This window comes from Serratia sp. NPDC078593 (genome assembly GCF_050268245.1).
Lineage (GTDB): Bacteria > Pseudomonadota > Gammaproteobacteria > Enterobacterales > Enterobacteriaceae > JBNNGK01.
In genome coordinates this window covers 157054-179715 of record NZ_JBNNGK010000005.1, presented here as the reverse complement: position 1 = coordinate 179715, position 22662 = coordinate 157054, and the positions used below count along the sequence as shown (strand labels likewise).

The following is a 22662-nucleotide window of genomic DNA, read 5'->3' as shown; positions in this document are numbered from 1 at the left end:
GTAATAATTTAAAGATAGCAAGCGTTATGCCAGACTGAAGTTTTATATTTTTTATTATTTATAAACATACACTTAAATAATAAAATCATACGAATAATAAAATAAAAATAACCTTCCAAAAATAGCAAACGTTTGCCTGGGTGTTGTTTAATGTTGGCTGCACCTTCAGCGTGCAATCAATAACGCTGGTTATTTTTGCCTTAACTTCTCCCTATCGTGTGACGAAGTTTTAGTCGGTGGAGCAATGGAGGATATTTATTGTATGGGCCATCAGCAAACGCTATTGATTTGTCCCTGTGGTGGGCATTCGTTAATTTACTGAGGGTTATTCAATCAAAAATAAAATTCAGGAAGAAAAAATGTCTACTTTAACTAAAACAAAATCGCTTTATACATTACCCAATCCAGAATGGTTCAACGCCGCTGGATTAAACAAAGGCATTGGCCACGATCGCCAACATCTTGGCATTATTCTCGCAGCTGGACAAACGGTGAGAGTTCGCCAGATTAATACCGCGTTCACTGCCACTCTGAGATTACGCTTGCTGAATGATGATAATCGAACAGAGGCTGAATTCAGCGTCGATAATAACTGGGTTGAGGCCAATATCAATGCGGTATCCGTACCCTTTATCGATACGCCCTACGTGGAAGGGGAGCCTGTCGTGGAGTTTGAATATCCCGACACGGCAAAAATATTGCCGGTGTATCGTAAAGGAGAGAGCGAAAATACATTCTTTAGCCGTTGGGATGCTCAAGACGCCGAATTTGGTTTTATTGAGTCCGATTATGTTAATTTGTTGATCCCGAAAATCAGTAAGAACACGCTAAAATCACTCGGTGAGGTTAAAAATATTGATGGGTTAATCGCCTATTACGATCGAATTTTCACTTTCTATAATGCGCTCACAGGTATTTCATTTGAGGCGGAAAGAGCATCTGACCTCAATATTAACAACCGCTACTTTATCAAAGCTGATAAAAATGGTGCTGGCGCGGCGTATTATGGTCGAAATTGGACGGCAGAAACCAGCAATTCCGTCAGTAGCTTTTGGCTAACGCCAGAAGATAGCAACTGGGGAAGCCTGCATGAAATCGCGCATGGCTATCAAGGGCACTTTATGGGAGATAGGTATTTCTCGACAGGCGAAGTCTGGAACAATATTTATGCCGCCTGTTATCAGGATATTATGCTCGGCGAGCGTAAATATAAAGAAGGCTGGCTCTATGACTACGGTAATAGGGACAAAGTCGAAGGAAAAATCATTGATTTAATCGCGCAGTCCACCCCACTTAACCAATGGGATTTACGTTCTAAGCTGTACTTTATCGTGTTAATGGTAGATAAGGCAGGCCAAAAAGCATTCACGCACTTTAATCAACGCTACCGGGAAAAATGTAATACCCCAGAGTTTGTTCCGTCCGAACAGCTACTTTTGGATATGTTATCGGAAAGCTTCACAGAGGCTGGAGAGCAAATAGATGTAACGCCGTTTATCGATTTGGCTGGGGGTTATGTCAGCCAATCACAACGTGAGTATAATATGTTCAGCCATGCTCACGCGGTGTATCCGCTATATCAATTGGTCAGTGCATCACAATTAGAAACGGTGAAAGCGCAGCTAAAGCTTGAGTCATCTTTGAGTCTGGTCGACGCCTTACAATTGAAACGCTGCGGCCTAAAAGGCAATGTCACCATTAATTTTACTATTGACGATTTTGCCCAGATTTACGGCGAGGATATAATCCTGATGGAAGGTGCACGCTATGCCTATAAAACGCAGATCAACAACCCAACAATGGAATTGAATGATTTGCCGATTGGTATTTACACGCTGCGCCTTCCTACTGGTAAAGACCAAAAATATCGATTATCATCTAATTATCTTATTGTTAAACAAGGTGAAAACATTATTGATCTTGATTTCATCAAAAAAGATGCGTCATCGCTCGCCTCCCAAGAAATAACCCTATTAGGGTTGGGCGATGCTGCATTTGCTTATCTTACGATTGATCGGGCTCAATCCAAGCTAATCATTGACGTCACTACGACCACACCGCACGTCTACTATCCGAATGTCACTTATGCAAAAATTATCGTCCGCGATGCACAAAATGTAGTGTATTACAGTAATGATATACAGGGTACCCAAGCAAGCCTCACGCATGATGAAGTCCCTTTCTATGAGGACGACCAAATTGAAATTTATCATGCGGAACCACAGCGTGTGAAAGTAAACCCAGCTTATCCGAATCTCATTGACCACAACAATCAAACCAACCTGTTAACACTCATGCCAAGTGGGCTAAAAAATGTGGCACTGCAAGGCGATCCTGAACAAAATTTATTGGTTACAGTAGAATCGGCAGTAGCACAGTTACGCAACTATCAACAGGCCTATTACGCCCCCTTCTCCTCTTTCAAAGATGAGATTTATTTGGCGATTAATGCCTTTGCTAGCCCTCTGCGCGAGCAACTGCTAGTGCGCTATCAAGATTGCCTGCCGGCCAATAACGAACAACCGGATGACAGTATCGGCAATGCGTTCACACTGGTCGGCAAAGGGTTTAGCGATCGACAATTTTTAATCGGTGTTGTCGATTTGGTGAATAAAACCTTGACGGTGAAGATTAACGCAGGGATTGCACATCAATACTTCCCTGACATTTACGCCTCGATTGCTTACGAGGACGCAGACGGTAATTCGCTATACTTCGATGAGATTAACGGTAGACAAGTGCAGCAAGCTCGTTCCGCGGTGTTGCCCATTTCCGGTTATGGTGGCGAAATCATTCACTTGCGCCATGAAGAACCTGAAAACAGATTGGTGGTCACCAATGAGATGCAACAACGGCGGTTACAGCATACAGGCAAGTACCAGAGTTATTGCATCACAACGACAGGGCTAAAACGTATCACGGATTAATCAGCAAGTGGGTGCGGTGGCAAAGCTCGCCGCACCTTGTCGCCTTCTTACTGCTAACTTTTCGATACAGGATCATTGTACCGATCACCTCTCCTGAACGCACAATATAGCGGTTAGGGAAGTCACCCATTTGGCGACCTGCACAAAAATATTCGCATCTGCCAACAATCAACGTAGTATCGACGATCCGCCCCAGAAAATAGGAGGGGCAGTTCTTTGCCGTTTTGGCCTGAAAAGTGAGGTAATAATGAATCATAGTGACCTTTCTCAGTGCCGCGTGAACAGTGACCGGTTGTTGATGGCTCCCTTTACCGCCGCTGATGCTGATGATGTTTATCAGGCGATTACTCCTACGCTGACGCGTTTCATGAATTTCGAACCGGAGCCCTCGCCTGAAGCCTTTGCCTATGTTTGGCAAGGTTGGCTACCGCTATTACAAGAAGGGAAAGAAATCGTTTATGTTGCCCGTTTGCGCGACAGCAAACAGTTTGTTGGCATGGGCGGCATTCACGATTTAAACAGCCAAACACCGGAAATCGGTATCTGGATAAAAGAAAACCTGCACGGCCAAGGCTATGGCCGCGAAATGGTACAGGCGATGGCCATTTGGGCCAGTGAGCGTTATCACCCGCAGCACTTTATTTACCCCGTTGCCGAGCAAAATCTACCCAGCCGGCGGCTGGTTGAGGCGCTGGGCGGTGTCATATGCGGCCGCCGAGAGAATATAAAGTACGATTGTGTGGTTTATCGTCTGCCGGTAATGCAGCGATGATCTTCTTTGCGCCATGAGATTATGTTAATAATCTAGACAGGCATTGGGTAAAAATACTTGAGGAACAGCACGATGATCATTTTCGTTACCGGCGCGACGTCAGGTTTTGGCGAAGCAATAGCCCGTAAATTTATTCGCGAAGGCCATCAGGTGATCGCCACAGGTCGTCGCACTGCACGGCTTGAAGCATTAAAAGATGAGCTGGGCGACGCGTTGCACACCGTTTGTATGGACGTGCGTAACCGCGCCGCCATTCAGCAGGCCGTTGCTGACTTGCCCGTTGGGCTACGAAACATTGATGTGCTGGTGAACAACGCTGGGCTGGCGCTGGGGCTGGAGCCTGCCCATAAAGCGAACGCTGATGATTGGGAAACCATGATCGATACCAACACCAAAGGTCTAGTCAATATGACACGGGCGTTGTTGCCAGAGATGGTTGAACGCAATATCGGTCACGTAATCAATATCGGCTCGACCGCCGCCAACTGGCCCTACGCAGGCGGTAACGTCTACGGTGCCACTAAAGCGTTTGTCAAACAGTTCAGCCTTGGTTTACGCGCCGATCTACAAGGCACGCGGATTCGCGTTACGGATATTGAGCCGGGGCTGGTTGGCGGCACCGAGTTTTCTAACGTGCGCTTCAAAGGTGATGACGGCAAGGTGAATAAAACCTATGACGGTGCCAACGCGCTAACGCCGGAAGACATCGCCGAGTCCGTTTTTTGGGTGGCCACGCTCCCTGCACACGTCAATATCAACACGCTAGAGATGATGCCTGTCAGCCAGTCGTTCGCTGGGCTGAGTATCCATCGCGAATCTTGATGCCTTTGGCGGGCTGCGCCCCGCCGCTATCAGCGCTATGCAGTACGCCAACCGGCAACAATAATCACCATCCCCGCCAGCGCAACGCCCGCGCCTAACCAATCGAACACCGTCAGTTTCACGCCATCAACCACCCGTAACCATACCAGCGCCGTGGCAACATAAACACCGCCATAGGCGGCGTACACGCGTCCACTGGCTGCCGGGTGTAACGTCAGCAACCAAACAAACATCGCCAAACTGGCGGCGGCGGGTAACAGCACCCCTACGGAAGCGCCCTTTTTGAGCCACAAATACGGTAGGAAACACCCTATAATTTCTGCCAATGCGGTAGCAAAGAACAATAAGCCGGTTTTTAACATAACGCGGTTTTCTCTCCGAAATATAAACGAAATAGCACTCGACTGGCATGCGACAAATCAGCAGTGGTATAATCTTCACACGAATTATTCAAAGTATATATGCCCGTGTTGCGGCAAGACGCAATACTCTGATAAGGAAAACACCATGAAATTACTTTCCCTCCCACGCCTGCTGCCCGCAGCGCTGTTGCTGGTTCTGGGAAGCTGGCAGTTGCCAGCCGTGGCCGCCAACTGCACCCAAGGCAGTACCTGTATTACCGTCGATGGTCAAGATGGCGGCAGCGTAATGTCCAATGAGCGCGCACGCCAAAGCAAAGAGCAGTGGAACGATACCCGCTCTTTGCGCCATAAAATGAATACCCGCGTTGAAAAGAATTTTGACAAGCGTGACAAAGCCGTCGATGACCAAGACCGCTGTAACGAGAGCTTAAACGCAAACGCCTATTGGGAACCTTCGTCATTACGATGTCTCGACCGCACCACGGGTCGTCGGATTTATCCTTAATCTGCCGCCGTTGCGCCGTTAACATTAATCTTAATAGCGCGAACTGTTATTCTGACCAAGAAGATTGGTTCTCAACTAAGGACTGAATGATGAAACAAGCGATTGCATTAGCTGCATTACTGCTCGCTACCGCGCCACTGGCGGCCGTTGCCTCCTGTGATAGCGTGAAAGCGCAGATTTCGCAAAAAATCATCAACAACGGCGTACCGGAATCCGGTTTCAAACTGGATATCGTCCCTAACGATCAGGTCGAGCAAGCTGGGGGGCAGGTTGTTGGGCATTGCGAAAATGACACGCAAAAGATTGTTTATACTCGCCTGAGTAACAATGATGACGCGTCCCCTGCTGACATCGAACACGATCCGCAATAATCGGCAATCAGACGCAGTCCCTTGCGCCTGCTCTCACCCTTTCACATCTGTTCTGCTTTTTCACTTTCGTCCTGTGGACGATGACGCGCTGGTACCAGCATCGCCGCCGCTAAAGCCAATAACGACACCAATACCGATACGATAAACACACCGTGCAGTGACGCCGCAACCTGTTGCGTTAGGGTGACCAAGACATCCGGTGCCAAGGCGCTGCGAAGTGAGGGCTCCATTAATTGTTGTACGGGATCGGCCGTGTGGGGCAATCGTATTTGCAAATTGATATTGAGCGTCGCACCGAGAATCGCCGTACCGATGGCCGACCCCATCATCCGCGTGAATACCGTACAAGCCGTCGCTATGCCACGAATACTGTGGTGTGCCGCATTCTGGACGGAGACCAAGAAGGTGGTGTTGCATAATCCCATCCCCGCCCCGACCATCAAGGCAGCAACCCGCCCCCACAGCAACCCACCGTGCGGTTCCAGCAATAGCAGCGTCAAACAACCGCTAACCAATAGCATCGCCCCCAGTAACGCCGTAGTACGGTAAGAAGTCCATAACATGAGACGCCCACTCAACGCGCTCGCCAGCGGCCAGCCAATGGACATTAATGCCAGCGTCGTCCCCGCCTGTAACGGTGTTCCCCCCATGGTGCCTTGGATAAAAGTCGGTAAAAAGGCGCTGATCCCCATCATCGCCGCGCCAATCGCCAACCCACCGATGTTCCCCGCCACGATCACCTTACTGCGCCATAGCGCCAGCGGGAATAGCGGTTCCGGCGCACGACGCTCCTGGCGTACTAACATCACCAGAGACGCGGCTGCCAGCAGTAACATCGGAACGATCCACCACCCGAGATTCTCCGCCTGCAACAGTGCTAACAACAGGCTGGAAACAAACAGCGTTAGCCAAGCCGTTCCCGCCAAGTCCAGCGCATGTTGGCGTACCGGTTGGCGCTCTGGCAAATAACGCCCCAGCAAAAACATCGCCAATAGCCCCATCGGCAAATTGACCCAAAATACCAGCGCCCACGGCAGATGTTGCACGATAAACGCACCAAGCAGCGGCCCGACGATCGCCGACACGCCCCATACGCTTGATAAATACCCCATCACTTTCGGCCGCTCTTGCGGGCTATAGATATCACCGATGATCGTGGTGGCAATCGGCATCACGGCTCCTGCACCTAAGCCTTGCAGCAGCCGAAAACCAATCAGCCAATACATATCGGGTGAAAAACCACACAGAATGGACCCTAGCAAGAAAAGTGAGGCACCAAAGAAGAAGACACGTTTACGGCCATATAAATCGGCCAAGCGACCATAGATGGGAATGGTGATCGCCTGTGTTAACAGATAGACCGCGAATACCCAACCCAACAGCGAAAAACCACCCAGATCGGCAATGATGGTTGGCATCGCGGTGGCAACGATGGTCGCTTCAATGGCCGACATAAACATCGCAAACATACAGGCGATGAGGATCAGCGGCCGGTGCGCAACCGGCGCTGAGAAAGTGTCATTGGTCATTAATTACTCATACATACACGGTGAAGGTTTAGCGAAGTATACCAGTGATGGCGCATGACACCCATTGAGCATCTTGTTATCGCTTTGCTTTTAATCAGTGTTACCTATTACAACGATTGCTTACACCACGCTAATCAGTTGACCTCAATCAAGAGTCTTTGCGCCATTCCCCCTGACAATCGTGGGTGCCGATTTTTTCATCTGATCAGGTGATGACGGCATGTGGAAGCTAACTCAATGGAGCGAGAAAACAATGAAAAAAATTATATTAGGCGGTGCGATAGTGGCGATCGCCGGGTATCTGGGGGTGATTGGCTACATCCATCATTACGACCAACAACGTCAACCTGCCGTCGCGGGTAACGCCATTAGCGCTATCTTCACCGATCACGGTTGTGATTATTGCCACACGACCTCTGCCGATTTGCCCTTCTATGCAAGGTTACCGATAACCAAACAGTTGATGCAATATGATATCAAAACCGGATTGCGCTATTTTGAACTCACCCCGACGCTCGCCGCCTTGCAACAAGGGCATGCGCCACCTGAAGTGGATTTAGCCAAGCTGGAGTCGGTGCTGCGACAACATGAGATGCCGCCGCTACGTTACAAAGTGGTGCATTGGGCAGGAGAATTGAACGCTAACGCGCGACAAACCTTGCTCGATTGGATCCAGCAACAACGTGTGCAATATTACACGTCGCCTGACGCCCCCGAGGCCCTGCGCGGTCAGGCAATACAGCCCATACCGGCAAGCCTGCCAACCAACGATCAGAAAGTCGCACTAGGGTTTCGGCTGTATCACGATCCGCGTTTATCCTCAGATAACAGTATTTCCTGCGCACATTGCCATAGCTTAGGTGCAGGCGGCGTCGATGGCCGCGTCACTTCGCTCGGCGTTAAGGGGCAGCAAGGCCCAATCAACGCACCAACTGTGTTTAACGCCGTGTTCAACTTTACTCAATTCTGGGATGGTCGCGCACATGATTTGCAAGAACAAGCAGGAGGCCCGCCGCTTAATCCGATAGAAATGGCCTCCACATCCTGGCAGCAAATCGTTGACAAATTGGAACACGATGCGCAATTGAAAAGTGACTTTCAACGCGTTTATGCCGATGGATTCTCTGGTACCAACATTACCGACGCCATTGCAGAGTTTGAAAAAACGTTGATCACGCCTGATAGCCCGTTTGATCGCTATTTAAAGGGCGATGACAACGCGCTGACCGCCCAGCAAAAGCATGGCTATCAACTGTTCCGTGACAACAAGTGTGGTACTTGCCATACCGGTATTAACCTTGGTGGCCAGTCGTTTGAGCTGATGGGATTGAAAGCAGATTACTTCGCCGACCGGGGTAACTCAACTGACGCCGACCTTGGCCGTTACAACGTCACGAAAAACGATACCGATCGCCATCGTTTCAAAACGCCGACGTTGCGCAATATCGCGTTGACCGCCCCTTACTTCCATGACGGCAGCGTGGCCACGCTGCATCAGGCCGTACGTGATATGCTGAAATATCAGGTCGGCACCACGCTGCCAGACAGTGATATCAACGATTTGGTGGCGCTACTGGAGGCCATGACCGGTCATTATCAGCCGAAAATGCTAATCCGGCCATGATCGTTTAATCTCTCACAACCAGCGAATCTGCAAATATTCGCTGGTTTTCAAGTGTTCCGACAAGCACAATGCCCGCTGACCCTTTCATTTTATTCACCCTTTTACTGACACATGAAAAGATTGGTCCACCTACGCCACTATCGCGCCCTATTGCGCCATCTGTTTATCGCGGTTTTCCTCGGCATCTGCGCCGCGTTGGCGGTATGGCTTTTCCATCGCGCGATGTTAGGTCTTGAATGGCTGTTACTCGACCATGAAAGCGGCAGTCTGGTGTCGGCGGCGGCCGCATTGCCAGCCTGGCGGCGGGTGCTAACGCCTGCCCTTGGCGGTTTAGCCGCGGGCTTTTTACTGTGGATTTATCAGCGTTATCAGCATCAGCGTCCATCAGCACCCACCGATTATATGGAAGCCATTGAAACCGGTGATGGTCGCTTGGACGTCAGCGCCAGTTTAGTGAAGTGTTTGGCCTCTTTACTGGTGGTTTCCAGCGGCAGCGCCATTGGCCGCGAAGGCGCGATGATCCTGCTGGCGGCGCTCGTAGGCTCCGTATTTGCTCAACGATTCACCCGCGAAAAGGAGTGGAAACTGTGGGTGGCTTGCAGTGCCGCCGCCGGGATGGCCAGCGCCTATCATGCTCCGTTGGCGGGGAGTCTGTTTATTGCCGAAATTTTGTTTGGTACGCTGATGCTGGCATCGCTGGGTCCGGTAGTCATTGCCGCCGTGAGCGCCCTACTGGTCACCAATCTGTTAAATGGTGGCCAGGCTCCCCTCTATTTGGTTGAAGCGTTGCCCGCACCGTTGCCAATGCAATATTTACTGATGGCGTTGCTGGGTGTTTTAGCTGGCGTATGTGGGCCATTATTTCTGTGGGCCATGTCGGCAACCGGCCATGCTTTCCGGTCATTACGTTTAACGCCGCCGCTGCAATTGGCGCTGGGCGGGTTAATCGTAGGTCTGCTGTCCTTGCTGTTTCCTGAGGTATGGGGGAACGGTTACAGCGTAGTGCAATCATTGCTCAGTGCACCGCCGGGCGCATTACTGGTTGGCGCCATTCTGATCTGCAAATTATTGGCAGTGTTAGCCAGCAGTGGTTCCGGTGCACCCGGTGGGGTATTTACCCCAACGCTATTTGTTGGGGCGGCAATGGGCTCGGTTATCGGTCAGTTGTGTACGCAGTGGCCGGAGCTTGGCAACGCTATTCCGCTGTTAATGGCGCTGACCGGCATGGCAACGTTATTGGCTGCCACCACCCACGCGCCGATTATGGCTGCGCTGATGGTGTTTGAAATGACCGGTGAATATACGCTATTACCCGGTATTTTGTTGGCCTGTGTGATTGCAACCACCGTTTCTCGGGGTCTACGGTCGGTATCGGTTTATCATAATGCTTAGCGGTTCAGTAGCGTAGAAATATCCAGATAGCGTGCCAATTCACGCTGCTCAGGGCGCGGCAGATAAGGTATTTCGCCCAATAAGGGCGCCGGGATCCGCTGTTGTAACGCTTCAATGGTTTCTGCGTAGTGCGCTAAACCGGGATTGATGCGATTGGCAACCCAGCCTAACAGCGGCAACCCATCGTTGATGATCGCCTGGGCCGTCAGTAGCGCATGGCTGACACACCCCAACTTTATTCCTACCACTAGCACCACAGGCAACTGCTCTTGGATCACCCATTCGGCATAGGGGCGCAGATCGTTCATTAACACCCGCCAGCCACCGCTGCCTTCGACTACCACGGTTTCGGCTTTTGTGGACAAATGATGCAAACCGCTACTCATCACGCCATAATTAATATCGTCTGTCGCATGGGCATGGAAAACTTCGTCCATACAAGTAATAGGATTTATCTCGGCATAGCTTAGCGGTACGCTGGAAGAGGCCTGCAACACCAAGGCGTCTTTGTTGCGAATCCCCTCGCTGGTTTCCTGACAGCCTGCCGCAATCGGCTTATATCCCACCACTGTGCGCCCTTGCGCGGCAAAAGCCTGCATCAGAGCGCGGGAAATCACGGTTTTACCCACATCGGTATCCGTACCTGTAACAAATAAACGCTTTAACATGAGTAGAGTGCCCCGGAATGCTCCGTTAACGAAAGTAACGCCGTAAAAAAGGCGAGAGTATCAAACGGGAAAATTCTAGGGTATGCACACCCGTCGGAGATTGAGATAGCTCAATCTTTTGTCGTTAAAACGTAAGAAGTGCTGATATGGCGAGATATTCGACAGGTTAAGCTACCCCTGCAACAGCTTCACCAGCAAAGAGCCATTGTACAGCGCCTCTTTTACCAGTGCCGCCCCCGGCATGGTGCCTTGATTAAAAAACTGCGTAGATTCGACATGCAAGTGTTGGCTGTAAATGGGTAATGATTGTTGATTGATACAGGAGGCAATCGCCGGGTGCAAGATTTCTGATGCGCGGTTGAGCGGCGAACCCACCAAGATTTTTTCTGGGTTAAACAGATTCACCATGATGGCTAAAATACGCCCTACGCTGTGCCCAACCCCCAGAATAATATCCCTCGCCAATTGATCACCCGCAAGCGCCGCATCACAAAGCGATTCAACGGTTAACGGCGCATGGCGCAACGTGGAGGTCATGGATACGCGTAAACGTTGCTGGGCAATATCCAACATATTTTCAATGCTGGCGATGGTTTCCAAGCAGCCGTGATTACCGCAATAACAACGTTTGCCGTAGGGATCGACCTGAGTATGGCCAATTTCCACCACGCGCTGGCTACCGGCGTGCAGCACGCGCCCCCCGGTGATCACCCCCGCCCCAACGTTGTGATCGATAACCACCTGAATTACGTTCTGATGCCCGCGCGAGGCGCCATACAGTGCTTCGGCCATCGTCCAGGCACTGATGTCGTGTTGCAGAAAAACCGGTAAGCCGGTGCGTGATGCCAACTCAGGCCCAAGCGGCATATCTTCAACGTGATAAAAGGGCATGCGGTGCACAATCCCCTTTGCCACATCGATCATGCCGGGCAGCGTAATCGCAATGGCGGTGAGACGTTCGAGACGCTGCTGGTGACGAATAAAAAATTGGTCAACTTCAGCGACGATGCGCGCTAACAGCGGTTCAGCGTGCTCTGCCGCCAACGGTAGCTGTTCTTCCACCACCATTTTGCTGCTCAGATCACGCAGCGCCAGCGTGATGGAACCCCGGCTAATGCGCGCTGAAAGATAATGCCAGGCCTCAGTATCCAGCACCAAACCCACAGCGGGCCGCCCACGGCTGCCGACTTCCTGAAATTCGGTTTCTTTAACCAGATGGGCTTCCAGCAACTCACGCACAATTTTTGTGATGCTAGCGGGTGCCAACTGCGCTCGCTTTGACAGTTCAATGCGCGAAATAGGCCCATGCTGATCGATCAGCCGATACACCGCCCCTGCATTTGTTTGCTTAATCTGATCAATATGCCCAGGCTGTCCGTCAGCAATCACACACCCGCTCCTACTATTTTTCGCGCTTCTAAATAAAGACTAAAGGTTATGGTGGGGCTTTTGGAATAAAGCGTCAACTATTTGATTCGTTATGTGATTTGCTGCACATAATCACGGGTATTCCGCCCTGCGTTGCCGCTTGCTTGCGCCCGCTCACCGCTTATTGCGATGACTTCAACATCAGATTCATCAACGAGTTAGCCGCGGTGGTTAATGGCCGTTGTCGATGGTGAACCAACCAGACCTCTGTCAATGCATCCGGCTCGGCCAGTGGCAGATAGTTAACGCCATCTATTTTCACTCGACCAAATGATGCGGGCAGAATAGAGACCCCTAATCCAGCAGAAACCAATCCAATAATCGTCATCGCTTCGCCCACTTCTTGGGTGATGTACGGCGTGATACCGGCGCGTTTGAGTAACAATAACGTTTCATCGTAAAGCGCGGTGCCCACTTCACGTGAGAAAAACACAAAAGGTTCATCGGCCAGGTGGGCAAAACGCAACGTGCCTGGAGCCAGTTTCCCTAGCGGGTGCCCTTCTGGCACCACGGCCAACATCGGTTCACGCAGCAGCAGTTGATGCTGTAAGGCTTCGGGAAGCTTAGTGTTACGCATCACACCTAAATCCAACTCGCCGTTGAGCAGTGGCTCTAGCTGTTGTTTGGTGTTTATTTCACGCATTTTGATATGCACTGCCGGATGTTGCAGACGAAATGCCCGTAAATTACGTGATACTACGCCAATAAACGGCGCGGATGAGGTAAAACCGATGGTCAATTCGCCTAATTCCCCTCGTTCTAACCGCGAGGCTTTTTCTGCCGCCCGATTGACTTGGTCGAGCACCTGCCAGGCCTCTTTCAAAAACATTTCACCGGCCTGCGTCAAACTGACAGTACGGTTATTGCGCGCCAATAATTTTGCGCCCACCATCGTCTCCAGCGCTTGAATTTGCTGACTCAGCGGCGGTTGAGATATACGTAACCGTTGCGCGGCGCGGCCAAAATGCAGCTCCTCAGCAACGGCAATAAAATAACGCAAGTGACGCAACTCGATATTCATATTTAAAACATCTTAATTCGAATAATTAATATATTAGACAAAAAATTGGCATCTCCCTATTCTTTTGTGAATTAACACTGTGTTGATGCCCTATCCCGATATTCGGTAAGGAATTGCTGTGACCTCCCCTGTGCGTTCTGCGGCCGCTGTGCCGTCGACGCTGGCCGCCAATAATGATGTGATGACGACCACTGCGCCAAAAACTCAACGATCCGCGTTGAATAAACGCCCTTATATTGAACGTGGGACATCATCCCCGTTTTGTCGCGTTTTCGATGGGGTTGTATATCAGCGGTAACTCAATTGGCGGTATGAGCGGCCGTTTGGTGACTGGGGTGTTAACCGATTTCTTCTCCTGGCGTGTTTCCCTGGCCGTTATTGGGCTTTTTGCGTTGATCGCCGCCTGCGTTTTTTGGCGTATTTTGCCCACATCACAACACTTCCGAGCCAGCTCACTGCGCCCAAGAACCTTACTGATCAACTTCAAATTACACTGGCATGACAAAGGATTGCCATTACTGTTTGCCGAAGGTTTCTTGCTAATGGGCAGCTTTGTCACCCTGTTCAATTATATTGGTTATCGATTGTTAGCGAATCCCTACTATCTTAGCCAAGCGATTGTCGGTCTGTTGTCGGTGGTTTACCTGACCGGTTCTTACAGTTCGCCAAAAGCAGGTGCCATGACCGCACGCTATGGCCGGGGACCGGTCTTGTTGGGTTCGATAACGATTATGCTGAGCGGCGTACTGATTACGCTCTTCGCACCCATCACCCTGATTTTTATCGGTATGATGCTGTTCACCGCCGGATTTTTTGCTGCGCATTCAGTCGCCAGTAGTTGGATCGGCCGACGTGCGCGGCGTGCCAAAGGGCAGGCCTCATCGCTCTATCTATTTTGCTATTATGCCGGTTCCAGCGTTGCGGGTACCTTGGGTGGTGTGTTTTGGCATAATTTCGGTTGGCTCGGGGTTGTCGCCTTTATCAGTGTGATGCTGCTGCTGGCGCTGTTGGTGGTACATTTTTTAAAACAACTACCTGAATCACAGGGCGTTTAGCCTTCCCCGCCCACTGTCGCGGATAGTGCGCGCTTTTGGCTGTTAGGCTTGGAGCGCACTATGCTGCGGCATTGCTGTTTGCTGAGGTTGTCACCGGTAGTTCTGTACTCTAATATGCATGTTGTAACTAAAATGCGAGAGTGTGATGAATAAATATGATCTGATCGGCCGTATGAATAGCTGCTTTACCCAGTTAGAAACGGCGCTAGCCGAACTCCACCAGCAAATCCTACCGCTGCGTCTGCTGGCCGCGCGGGTGTTCAGCTTACCTGAAGTTGAAAAAGGTACGGAACACCGCGCTATCGAGCAAATTAGCGTGACGCAACATCTCGGCCAAGCCGCACGGGATATTGCACTCGAACACTATCAACGTTTGTTTATCCATCACAATAAACAAAACGTCAGCAGTAAAGCTGCCGTGCGCCTGCCCGGGGTTATTTGTCTGGCCGGCGATTCCTCACAGTGCCAGGTGTTACAGCAACAGGTGATGCAAATAAACCAACTCAAGGCCGAGCTGGAGCGCATTATCACTGTCGAGTCTGGGCTGGCACCCGAGCAACGCTTTGACTTTGTTCACACACACTTGCATGGGCTGATTACCCTTAGCGCCTACCGCTCAATTACTCTGCTCACCGATCCTGACTCCGTTCGTTTTGGCTGGGCTAACAAGCACATCATCAAGAAGGTAACACGTGACGACATCTTGCAGCAGTTGGAAAAAAGCCTGAAATCAGGACGTTCAGTGCCCCCGTATAATCGCGAGCAATGGGCCGAACGGGTTAGCAAAGAAATCGATGATGTCAGCCGTGTGCCGCACGATGCCGTGTTAAAAATCAAGCGGCCGGTTAAAGTGCAACCTATCGCGCGAGTGTGGTATCAACAACAACAAAAACAGGTGCAACATCCCTGCCCGTTGCCGCTGATTGCACTATGCCAGGTTGAGACGGGGGCAAAGGTGCCAAAAATTGGCGAACTGCTGGACTACGACAGCAGTGCGATAAAACACAAATACAAACCTCAGGCCGCACCACTGCGATTACTGGTGAAACGTCTGCATTTGTATACCGATGCGCCTAGCGTCTAAATCGCGTGGGCCGCTCACTCACGCCCACGCGCTGCTTTGTTCCCGGCTGATGTTAAGCGACGGGTAGCCGCCGTTTGTGCCAGTCAGGTAGAATACGCCCCTTAGCGTGGTGCCCCGTTAACGCATTGTTCCACATCAAGCGCACGCCCATCACGACGATGGCATGCTACCCACCATGTTTTCTGGCCGAACCCACTCATCAAATTGCTGTTCCGTCAAATAGCCTAATTTCAGCGCTGCCGCTTTCAAGGTTAGCCCTTCTTTGTGCGCTTTTTTAGCGATGTCTGCGGCTTTGTCATAACCAATATGCGTATTTAACGCCGTTACCAGCATCAGTGACTCATTGAGCAATTGAGCAATACGTTCGCGGTTTGGCTCAATCCCCACGGCACAATACGCATTGAATCCGCGTATGCCATCTGCCAACAGACGAATAGATTGCAGATAATTATGAATCACCATTGGGCGGAAAACGTTTAGCTCAAAGTTACCCGACGCGCCGCCGATGTTAACCGCCACATCGTTCCCCATAACTTGCGCACACAGCATGGTCATCGCTTCGCATTGCGTCGGATTGACTTTGCCCGGCATGATCGAGCTACCCGGTTCATTTTCAGGAATAGCAATTTCACCGATGCCACAGCGAGGGCCAGACGCTAACCAGCGCACGTCATTGGCAATTTTCATCATGGAGGCCGCCAATCCTTTTAGCGCGCCGTGCCCCTGCACCAGCGCGTCGCATGCCGCCAACGCTTCGAACTTATTCGGAGCAGTGACAAAGGGATGGCCGGTCAATGTCGCCAACGCCTCGGCAACGCGAAGCGCATAGTCAGGGTGGGTATTCAGCCCGGTGCCCACGGCGGTACCGCCCAATGCCAGTTCACACAGGTGCGGGATACTGGTATCAATATGGCGCAAGTTATGTTGTAGCATTGCCGCCCAACCGGAAATTTCCTGCCCTAACGTAAGTGGCGTTGCATCCTGTAGGTGCGTGCGGCCAATTTTCACAATATCGCTAAACGCGTTAGCTTTATCATCCAGCGTCTGCCGTAAGGCTTCCAGTGCTGGTATTAATTGTTCGCGTAATGCAATCACCGCCGCGACGTGCATGGCGGTCGGAAAAACATCGTTAGAGCTTTGGCTCTTATTAACGTCATCGTTCGGATGCACCCGACGGCCTTCCCCGCGCTCGCCCCCCAACAATTCGCTGGCGCGATTAGCCAGCACCTCATTCATATTCATATTGGTCTGTGTACCAGAGCCGGTTTGCCAGACCGCCAACGGGAACTCATGGGGATGCTTATCTGCCAGTACCTCATCGGCGGCCTGCACAATCGCACGCCCACGCTCGGCCGGTAACAACCCCAAATCGACGTTAACACTGGCGGCCGCCCGCTTGGTCAGCGCCAACGCGTGGATCAGCGCTGTCGGCATTTTTTCACTTGAAATTCGAAAGTGTTCAAGAGAGCGCTGGGTTTGCGCGCCCCATAGGCGCTCGGCGGGTACATCGATAGGGCCCATAGAGTCTTTTTCACTGCGAACGGCTGCCATCACGGTCTCCTTAGCACATTTCCTAAAAGTGAGGGGGGCACGCTGTATCGGTGCGAACCGCTATACAGACCTCTCCAGTATAGTGACATAATAACTATTCGCATTAAGAGAGTCGCTTAAGCGCACTTTTAGATTTCTCCGCTTGCACGCACGATTCGTGCATTGTTTACTTGGCGGTAATTCCCTTATAAAGCAGGTAGTAATCATGCAAAAAATGACCAATGCGGTACAAAACTACGCATGGGGCAGTCACGACGCCTTAACCAAACTGTACGGCATCAGTAATCCGCAAGGAAAACCAATGGCTGAATTGTGGATGGGGGCGCACCCGAAGAGCAGTTCGCACATCACCGACGCTAACGGCAATCTGCGTGCCTTACGTGACATGATTGATGAAGACCAGCCGAAACAGCTGGGTGCCGACGTTGCCGCCCGTTTTGGCGAACTGCCGTTTCTGTTCAAAGTTCTGTGTGCCGAACAGCCACTCTCGATCCAAGTTCACCCGAGCAAATCGGCCGCTGAAGTGGGCTATGCCAAAGAAAATGCCGCGGGGATTGCGTTAAATGCCGCAGAGCGTAACTATAAAGATCCAAACCATAAACCTGAACTGGTGTTTGCTCTAACGCCCTTCTTGGCGATGAATGGATTCCGCGAGCTTTCTGATATTGTTTCGTTGTTGCAACCGATCGCCGGGGCGCATCATGGCATTGCCGCTTTTCTGCAACAGCCCGATACCGAACACCTCGCCAGACTGTTCGCCGACCTGTTAGAGATGAGTGGCGAGCCAAAGTCGCTGGCATTAGGCGTGCTCAAAGCGGCGTTAAATAGCCAACAAGGCGAACCCTGGGATACGATTCGCTTTATCGCCAGCTTCTATCCGGAAGACAGCGGCCTGTTCTCACCTTTGTTACTCAATGTGGTGAAACTGGCACCGGGTGAAGCAATGTTCCTGTACGCGGAAACACCACACGCTTATCTACAAGGGAGCGCGCTCGAGGTGATGGCGAACTCCGATAACGTACTGCGCGCCGGTTTGACACCAAAATTCATCGACATCCCAGAGCTGTTGGCTAATCTACAGTTCCGTCCGCAGCCCGCATCCGGCCTGTTAACCCAACCGGAAAAACGCGGTGACGCACTCTTCTTCCCGATCCCTGTTGAAGATTTTGCCTTTTCGCTGCACGATCTTTCCGCTACACCGCAGACCTTGGCACAAAACAGTGCCGCCATCGTATTTTGCGTCGAGGGTGAAGCGCGACTTGAGAAACAAAACCAGCAAATTGTGCTAAAACCGGGTGAGTCCTGCTTTATTGGTGCATTTGAATCGCCGGTACAGATCAGCGGTACAGGCCGGGTCGCGCGGGTCTATAATCAATTATCGTGATTTTTATCGCCGCTAATCACATTGGCATGTGATATCAGTACAAAGAATGTACGAGATAAAACAATTCATTCAATGGATTGCCCTCTCCTGCCATACTGAACGAGCGCGGTCATGGCCTAAAAATGGCGAAAGTCATGGACGTGCCGATTTAGCAAGGAAGCCACGACTCAGTAACTTGCCGAACAACAAGTATGAAATTCAGCAAATTAGTTGCTAAAGTGAGTGGCTTACCTTCACAATTTAACGCCTACGGGCGTTTTTTGTTGGCTCAATTTGCCCACCCATCTGTGGATAGACGGATGGATTATAAAAGGATAGAACGATGAAAAAGTCATTAGTCGCCGTCGGCGTCATTGTGGTTCTGGGTGCAGCATGGACCGGGGCCTCATGGTACACCGGTAAACTGATTGAACAGCGGATGGGTGAAGTGGTTGAGAACGCCAACAGCCAGTTGAAAACCTATCTGCCCGACGCGGGCGTCAAACTGGGTTATGAAGATTACCATCGCGGCCTGTTCAGCAGCCAGGTTCGTTACGTGCTGCGTTCTGACGGTAGCCTCAGCGGCGAAGACGCGGCGCTGAAACCAGGTGATGAAATCGCATTCCTCGAAACTATCGATCACGGTCCCTTCCCGTTCGCCCAGTTGAAAAAGTTCAACCTGATCCCAAGCATGGCATCAGTACATACCGAACTGGAAAATACCCCCGCCGCGAAAAGTCTGTTTGAGATCACTAAAGGCCAGTCGTTGTTTAGCGCCGATTCGCGCATTGCTTATAACGGCGACACCTCAACCAGCGTTGATGTGATCCCGATCGATTATCAAAAAGATCAAGCGACGCTTAAATTCGGCGGCGCGACGCTTAACGCTGATATTGCCCGCGATATGAAAACCATCAAGATCGACGGCAGCAGCGATAATGCAACGATCACTGGCCCGAACCAGTTTGGGCAAACCGAACAAATCACGCTGCACGGTATGACGCTCAAGACGGATACCCATGCCGGCAAATTTGATCTTAGCTTAGGCAACCAACAGTTAGGCATAAAACAGTTTAAAGTGGTGGTCGATAACAAAGACACCTTAACCATGAATGGCTTCAATCTGAAAAGCCAATTTGGCGAGCAGGATAACAACCTAAACGGCCAGCTTGACTATACGATAGAAGCCATGAAAATTCAGGATCGCGATTTTGGCGCGGGTACACTGACGTTGAAACTCGATAAGTTGGATGCCAAAGCACTGAAAGAGTTTGCCGATCGTTACAACCAACAGGCTTTATCCATCGTGAAACAAGGCAATATCGCCGATCCGGAGGCCTATCAGCAACAAACCGCCGAGATACTGATGCAAAACCTGCCACTGCTGCTGAAGGGCAATCCCACTCTCAGTATCGCCCCGTTGAGCTGGAAAAATAGCAAAGGTGAAAGCACCTTCACGCTGGATCTGGATTTGCTGGATCCAACACAAGCCACTGTGCCAAACGAACCTGCCGACCAACTGTTAGCACGCTCGGTGAAAAAGATTGACGCTAAACTGAGCATTCCGGTCGCCATGGCGACGGAAACCACGGCACAAACTGCGATGCTACAAGGTTACAATGCCGACGAAGCGCAGAAACTGGCGCAACAGCAAGTGCAAGGATTGGCGGCAATGGGGCAAATGTTCAAACTGACCACGCTAAAAGATGATGTGATCGGCACCACGTTCCATTATGCCGACAATCAGGTGGATCTCAACGGCCACAAAATGTCACTGGCTGAGTTCTTCGGTCTGTTTGGCCTGTTTGCTGGCCCTGCGGAAGAAAGCGCGCCGGCGATGCCAGCAGAATAAGTTTTAGCGTTCTATCAGGGGCGCACTCTGCGCTCCTGATAGAGTAGTCATCTAAAAATCCAGATGTGCCGCCCTGCGTTTACGCCACGGTAAACGGCTTGCCATGTTTCCCGTTTAATCCTGCATGTGCCCCCATATTGACGTCCAAAAAAATTAGAGTTGGGTGATTTCTACTCTCACGGTTTTGGCGCCAATCGACGAAAATTGAAATTCATAGCCATTCCCTATTAGCTCTGACAATTTACCACTCGCTAACAAGGTCACATTTATCGTCGCGCCGGTGTAGCCCGGTAGGTTCGATAATGCATTAAATCGACAATAGGGATTCTCATGCGCCGTATTATTTCTATACCAAAACGCGCCCGGTGTACTTGGCCGAAAAACGATTTTTAGGTTATCGCCGTTATTGACATACATGTTTGAATTTAGCATCAAATGTGCGAGATCGATCGATTTAGCCCAGAACTCATTACTGGTGAAGACTTCAGTGGTTAAAGGCGGCGGCGGTGTCGGGTTCCCGTCATTCGTTAATTCGATCGAATATAACGTAACCGTAGACTTGGTTGCTCCGCGGTCTGAGAGGGTTAGCGTATTATTAATCATGTTGTAGCTTATCTCACTGCTAACGTCTTCCGGTAGAACCGCGGATAATGTCCCCCCTTCTTTAATTCGGTATGCCTTTAATGTACAGGAAGTGAAATCGACATTATTGATGGTTAAACTTAGCCCGGCGTTGCTGGCTGAATAATTTCTCGGCCTTCTGGGTAAGGAGCCATGAACCGGAAGCTGGTTCACTGTCGTATTTTGAGTCACCACGTTATCAGGATTGATAGTATTAGGATCAACATCACCAAACCACTCACTGAGGCTCCAAGCATCGGTGAGTTGGCTTATCGGGCGGTTACCATCCACGTAGTGCTGCTGGTAAATAGGTGATTCTTTAGGGGGATTCTGGGTTGAAAAGTCACGATCAACCACGTAATTAGCCGCAAGGATATTGATTTTATTCCCCTGATCGTTCTCACAGGCCAGCACCGTTAGCCCCGAAGAGAAATCTTTATCCCCTTGCAATATGTAAGGGGTTTCGAACATTTTTGCATATAAAGCAAATGCTTGCCCGGCATAGGTACAAAAGCCGGGTTCATTATTAAATAAGCCGAAAGAAGAGGCATCACCGCGGTAATAGTGCGCCATGTCGACTTTGGTATACTGCATATAAATAAAAGTTGAACAAATATAGGCCGCATTTTTAGCGCTTTGCACTTTAGAATAGATATTAACATTACCAAATGGGCTCGAGTTCCATTCCGTACATAAGCTTTCTATATTAGCGTAGCCATGTTTCCTCAGTGATCCTTGTACCAAATCACCGGTATCAATAATGTTTTGCGGATCAGAGGTGGCATTACCATAATAATGCCACGATATAAAATCGATGGGTACGTTATTATTTTTACAATAGCTTAGCAAACCATCAAGATATTCACCATTAGGGTTATACCCCGTTGCCACCCCCGCACCACCTACCTTCGCGTTAGGATCAACGGCCTTAACCATTCTTGCGATCTTTTCATAGAAAGTGTAATACTGCTGTGGATCATTATTATTCCAGAAAATCGTCAAATCAGGTTCGTTCCATACTTCCCAATAGGCAATCCTCCTGGGTAACCCCGTCTGCTGATAATTCAATGAATATCGATCGACTAAGGTACTGACTAAGGTTGCGTAAATATCAAAATCCTCAGGCAATTCTGCACCGCCGCGATTTGTACGGCCAATCCTAAAGGTAATTTCCCGCTGTAGGTTATTAGGGTTAACTGCAGGGTTATTATTCAATACCTCTCTAAAATGGTGATCCGTCATAGCGTAGTTGGCTTCTTCAAATGCAACATCTACGTTATGAATACGCATTCCCGCCGCGGCTCGGGGAAACAAGGTTCTTCTGTTGCCCATATCTGCAACCAACTGCAATGCTTGTGCCTTCATCGCCGAAGGTATATTAGGTGCAAATTGGCTGTTACTATCATTAGCCGTGAAATAGTTGTCCAAGTCGCCAAAGCCGAGATTATCATGAAACCTCAAGTGCTTAATGCCTAACTGATTAAACTCATCCTCCAAATCGGGAAAACCAGGGGAAATAGAACGTGGTGTTCCATTGACTCCATTTATTTCTTTAACTCGACCATTATTACCATTAATAACGTCCCGTGATTTTTTATCAAAAGTGAATTCTTTAGACATGCGAACACTCCATTTATGCGCGGAGTATCTATAAATACACAATCAAGAATGAAATTTAAAAATTTATTAAATTTTATTGATTAATATTGGTTTTT

Annotated in this window: 17 protein-coding genes and 1 pseudogene; 11 read left to right on the top strand and 7 right to left on the bottom strand. The window is 50.1% G+C overall.

Going from position 1 to position 22662, the window contains the following annotated elements; translation table 11 throughout:
• The first annotated feature begins 359 nt into the window (after nucleotides 1-359).
• From ACQKDS_RS08100 to ydfG, 3 genes are all read left to right on the top strand, one after another.
• The gene (locus ACQKDS_RS08100; protein WP_399668262.1) at nucleotides 360-2927 is read left to right on the top strand and encodes a putative mucin/carbohydrate-binding domain-containing protein; all 2568 of its coding nucleotides are present in this window, start codon (nucleotides 360-362) and stop codon (nucleotides 2925-2927) included.
• Nucleotides 2928-3174: 247 nt separating this feature from the next.
• Entirely contained in the window at nucleotides 3175-3699 is a 525-nt protein-coding gene (locus ACQKDS_RS08095) for a GNAT family N-acetyltransferase (protein ID WP_399668265.1), read from the top strand.
• Between the two features lie 72 nt (nucleotides 3700-3771).
• Entirely contained in the window at nucleotides 3772-4521 is a 750-nt protein-coding gene (gene ydfG, locus ACQKDS_RS08090; protein WP_399668268.1) for a bifunctional NADP-dependent 3-hydroxy acid dehydrogenase/3-hydroxypropionate dehydrogenase YdfG, read from the top strand.
• A 35-nt stretch (nucleotides 4522-4556) separates the two neighbouring features.
• Here the strand turns inward: ydfG and ACQKDS_RS08085 are convergent, their stop codons facing one another.
• The gene (locus ACQKDS_RS08085) at nucleotides 4557-4883 is read right to left on the bottom strand and encodes a YnfA family protein (protein ID WP_399668271.1); all 327 of its coding nucleotides are present in this window, start codon (nucleotides 4881-4883) and stop codon (nucleotides 4557-4559) included.
• Nucleotides 4884-5028: 145 nt separating this feature from the next.
• Between ACQKDS_RS08085 and ACQKDS_RS08080 the strand changes: the two genes are divergently transcribed.
• Entirely contained in the window at nucleotides 5029-5388 is a 360-nt protein-coding gene (locus ACQKDS_RS08080; protein ID WP_399668274.1) for a DUF1283 family protein, read from the top strand.
• Between the two features lie 89 nt (nucleotides 5389-5477).
• Nucleotides 5478-5759 carry a DUF1161 domain-containing protein gene (locus ACQKDS_RS08075; RefSeq protein ID WP_399668703.1) on the top strand — a complete coding sequence of 94 codons (282 nt, stop codon included), beginning with the start codon at nucleotides 5478-5480 and terminating at the stop codon, nucleotides 5757-5759.
• 41 nt (nucleotides 5760-5800) lie between these two features.
• Here ACQKDS_RS08075 and ACQKDS_RS08070 read toward each other — a convergent pair whose 3' ends face one another.
• Nucleotides 5801-7288, bottom strand: coding sequence for an MDR family MFS transporter (locus ACQKDS_RS08070; protein ID WP_399668277.1), 1488 nt, complete (start codon nucleotides 7286-7288; stop codon nucleotides 5801-5803).
• Nucleotides 7289-7541: 253 nt separating this feature from the next.
• On the opposite strand from ACQKDS_RS08070, the gene ACQKDS_RS08065 reads away from it, so the two are divergent.
• Nucleotides 7542-8912 carry a cytochrome c peroxidase gene (locus tag ACQKDS_RS08065; protein ID WP_399668280.1) on the top strand — a complete coding sequence of 457 codons (1371 nt, stop codon included), beginning with the start codon at nucleotides 7542-7544 and terminating at the stop codon, nucleotides 8910-8912.
• Nucleotides 8913-9023: 111 nt separating this feature from the next.
• Complete coding sequence (gene clcB / locus ACQKDS_RS08060; protein WP_399668283.1) at nucleotides 9024-10304, top strand: voltage-gated ClC-type chloride channel ClcB; 1281 nt, start codon at nucleotides 9024-9026, stop codon at nucleotides 10302-10304.
• Here the strand turns inward: clcB and bioD are convergent.
• The 3 genes from bioD to ACQKDS_RS08045 all read right to left on the bottom strand — a co-directional run bounded on the left by bioD (nucleotide 10301) and on the right by ACQKDS_RS08045 (nucleotide 13421).
• Nucleotides 10301-10972 (bottom strand): dethiobiotin synthase, encoded by a 672-nt coding sequence (bioD, locus tag ACQKDS_RS08055; protein WP_399668286.1) that lies wholly within the window; start codon nucleotides 10970-10972, stop codon nucleotides 10301-10303. The genes clcB and bioD overlap by 4 nt on opposite strands.
• A gap of 171 nt (nucleotides 10973-11143) precedes the next feature.
• Nucleotides 11144-12361 carry a sugar metabolism global transcriptional regulator Mlc gene (gene mlc, locus ACQKDS_RS08050; protein ID WP_399668288.1) on the bottom strand — a complete coding sequence of 406 codons (1218 nt, stop codon included), beginning with the start codon at nucleotides 12359-12361 and terminating at the stop codon, nucleotides 11144-11146.
• A gap of 160 nt (nucleotides 12362-12521) precedes the next feature.
• Entirely contained in the window at nucleotides 12522-13421 is a 900-nt protein-coding gene (locus ACQKDS_RS08045) for a LysR substrate-binding domain-containing protein (protein WP_399668291.1), read from the bottom strand.
• 251 nt (nucleotides 13422-13672) lie between these two features.
• Here ACQKDS_RS08045 and ACQKDS_RS08040 point away from each other — a divergent pair.
• Nucleotides 13673-14476, top strand: a pseudogene (locus ACQKDS_RS08040) (MFS transporter); the annotation flags it as partial.
• 145 nt (nucleotides 14477-14621) lie between these two features.
• Nucleotides 14622-15560 carry a DNA replication terminus site-binding protein gene (gene tus / locus ACQKDS_RS08035; protein WP_399668294.1) on the top strand — a complete coding sequence of 313 codons (939 nt, stop codon included), beginning with the start codon at nucleotides 14622-14624 and terminating at the stop codon, nucleotides 15558-15560.
• Nucleotides 15561-15710: 150 nt separating this feature from the next.
• On the opposite strand, the gene fumC is transcribed toward tus, so the two are convergent.
• Nucleotides 15711-17111 carry a class II fumarate hydratase gene (gene fumC / locus ACQKDS_RS08030; RefSeq protein ID WP_399668297.1) on the bottom strand — a complete coding sequence of 467 codons (1401 nt, stop codon included), beginning with the start codon at nucleotides 17109-17111 and terminating at the stop codon, nucleotides 15711-15713.
• 205 nt (nucleotides 17112-17316) lie between these two features.
• On the opposite strand from fumC, the gene manA reads away from it, so the two are divergent.
• Both manA and ACQKDS_RS08020 read left to right on the top strand, forming a co-directional pair.
• Nucleotides 17317-18495 (top strand): mannose-6-phosphate isomerase, encoded by a 1179-nt coding sequence (gene manA, locus ACQKDS_RS08025; protein ID WP_399668299.1) that lies wholly within the window; start codon nucleotides 17317-17319, stop codon nucleotides 18493-18495.
• 322 nt (nucleotides 18496-18817) lie between these two features.
• Nucleotides 18818-20326, top strand: coding sequence for a YdgA family protein (locus ACQKDS_RS08020; RefSeq protein WP_399668302.1), 1509 nt, complete (start codon nucleotides 18818-18820; stop codon nucleotides 20324-20326).
• A 153-nt stretch (nucleotides 20327-20479) separates the two neighbouring features.
• On the opposite strand, the gene ACQKDS_RS08015 is transcribed toward ACQKDS_RS08020, so the two are convergent.
• The gene (locus ACQKDS_RS08015; protein ID WP_399668305.1) at nucleotides 20480-22567 is read right to left on the bottom strand and encodes a GH39 family glycosyl hydrolase; all 2088 of its coding nucleotides are present in this window, start codon (nucleotides 22565-22567) and stop codon (nucleotides 20480-20482) included.
• Nucleotides 22568-22662: the final 95 nt, after the last annotated feature.

Excerpts from the sequence above, each read along its gene's own strand:
- ACQKDS_RS08100 (WP_399668262.1), top strand. The coding sequence starts at position 360 with ATGTCTACTTTAACTAAAACAAAATCGCTTTATACATTACCCAATCCA.
- ACQKDS_RS08095 (WP_399668265.1), top strand. The coding sequence starts at position 3,175 with ATGAATCATAGTGACCTTTCTCAGTGCCGCGTGAACAGTGACCGGTTG.
- ydfG (WP_399668268.1), top strand. The coding sequence starts at position 3,772 with ATGATCATTTTCGTTACCGGCGCGACGTCAGGTTTTGGCGAAGCAATA.
- ACQKDS_RS08085 (WP_399668271.1), bottom strand. The coding sequence starts at position 4,883 with ATGTTAAAAACCGGCTTATTGTTCTTTGCTACCGCATTGGCAGAAATT.
- ACQKDS_RS08080 (WP_399668274.1), top strand. The coding sequence starts at position 5,029 with ATGAAATTACTTTCCCTCCCACGCCTGCTGCCCGCAGCGCTGTTGCTG.
- ACQKDS_RS08075 (WP_399668703.1), top strand. The coding sequence starts at position 5,478 with ATGAAACAAGCGATTGCATTAGCTGCATTACTGCTCGCTACCGCGCCA.
- ACQKDS_RS08070 (WP_399668277.1), bottom strand. The coding sequence starts at position 7,288 with ATGACCAATGACACTTTCTCAGCGCCGGTTGCGCACCGGCCGCTGATC.
- ACQKDS_RS08065 (WP_399668280.1), top strand. The coding sequence starts at position 7,542 with ATGAAAAAAATTATATTAGGCGGTGCGATAGTGGCGATCGCCGGGTAT.
- clcB (WP_399668283.1), top strand. The coding sequence starts at position 9,024 with ATGAAAAGATTGGTCCACCTACGCCACTATCGCGCCCTATTGCGCCAT.
- bioD (WP_399668286.1), bottom strand. The coding sequence starts at position 10,972 with ATGTTAAAGCGTTTATTTGTTACAGGTACGGATACCGATGTGGGTAAA.
- ACQKDS_RS08045 (WP_399668291.1), bottom strand. The coding sequence starts at position 13,421 with ATGAATATCGAGTTGCGTCACTTGCGTTATTTTATTGCCGTTGCTGAG.
- tus (WP_399668294.1), top strand. The coding sequence starts at position 14,622 with ATGAATAAATATGATCTGATCGGCCGTATGAATAGCTGCTTTACCCAG.
- fumC (WP_399668297.1), bottom strand. The coding sequence starts at position 17,111 with ATGGCAGCCGTTCGCAGTGAAAAAGACTCTATGGGCCCTATCGATGTA.
- manA (WP_399668299.1), top strand. The coding sequence starts at position 17,317 with ATGCAAAAAATGACCAATGCGGTACAAAACTACGCATGGGGCAGTCAC.
- ACQKDS_RS08020 (WP_399668302.1), top strand. The coding sequence starts at position 18,818 with ATGAAAAAGTCATTAGTCGCCGTCGGCGTCATTGTGGTTCTGGGTGCA.
- ACQKDS_RS08015 (WP_399668305.1), bottom strand. The coding sequence starts at position 22,567 with ATGTCTAAAGAATTCACTTTTGATAAAAAATCACGGGACGTTATTAAT.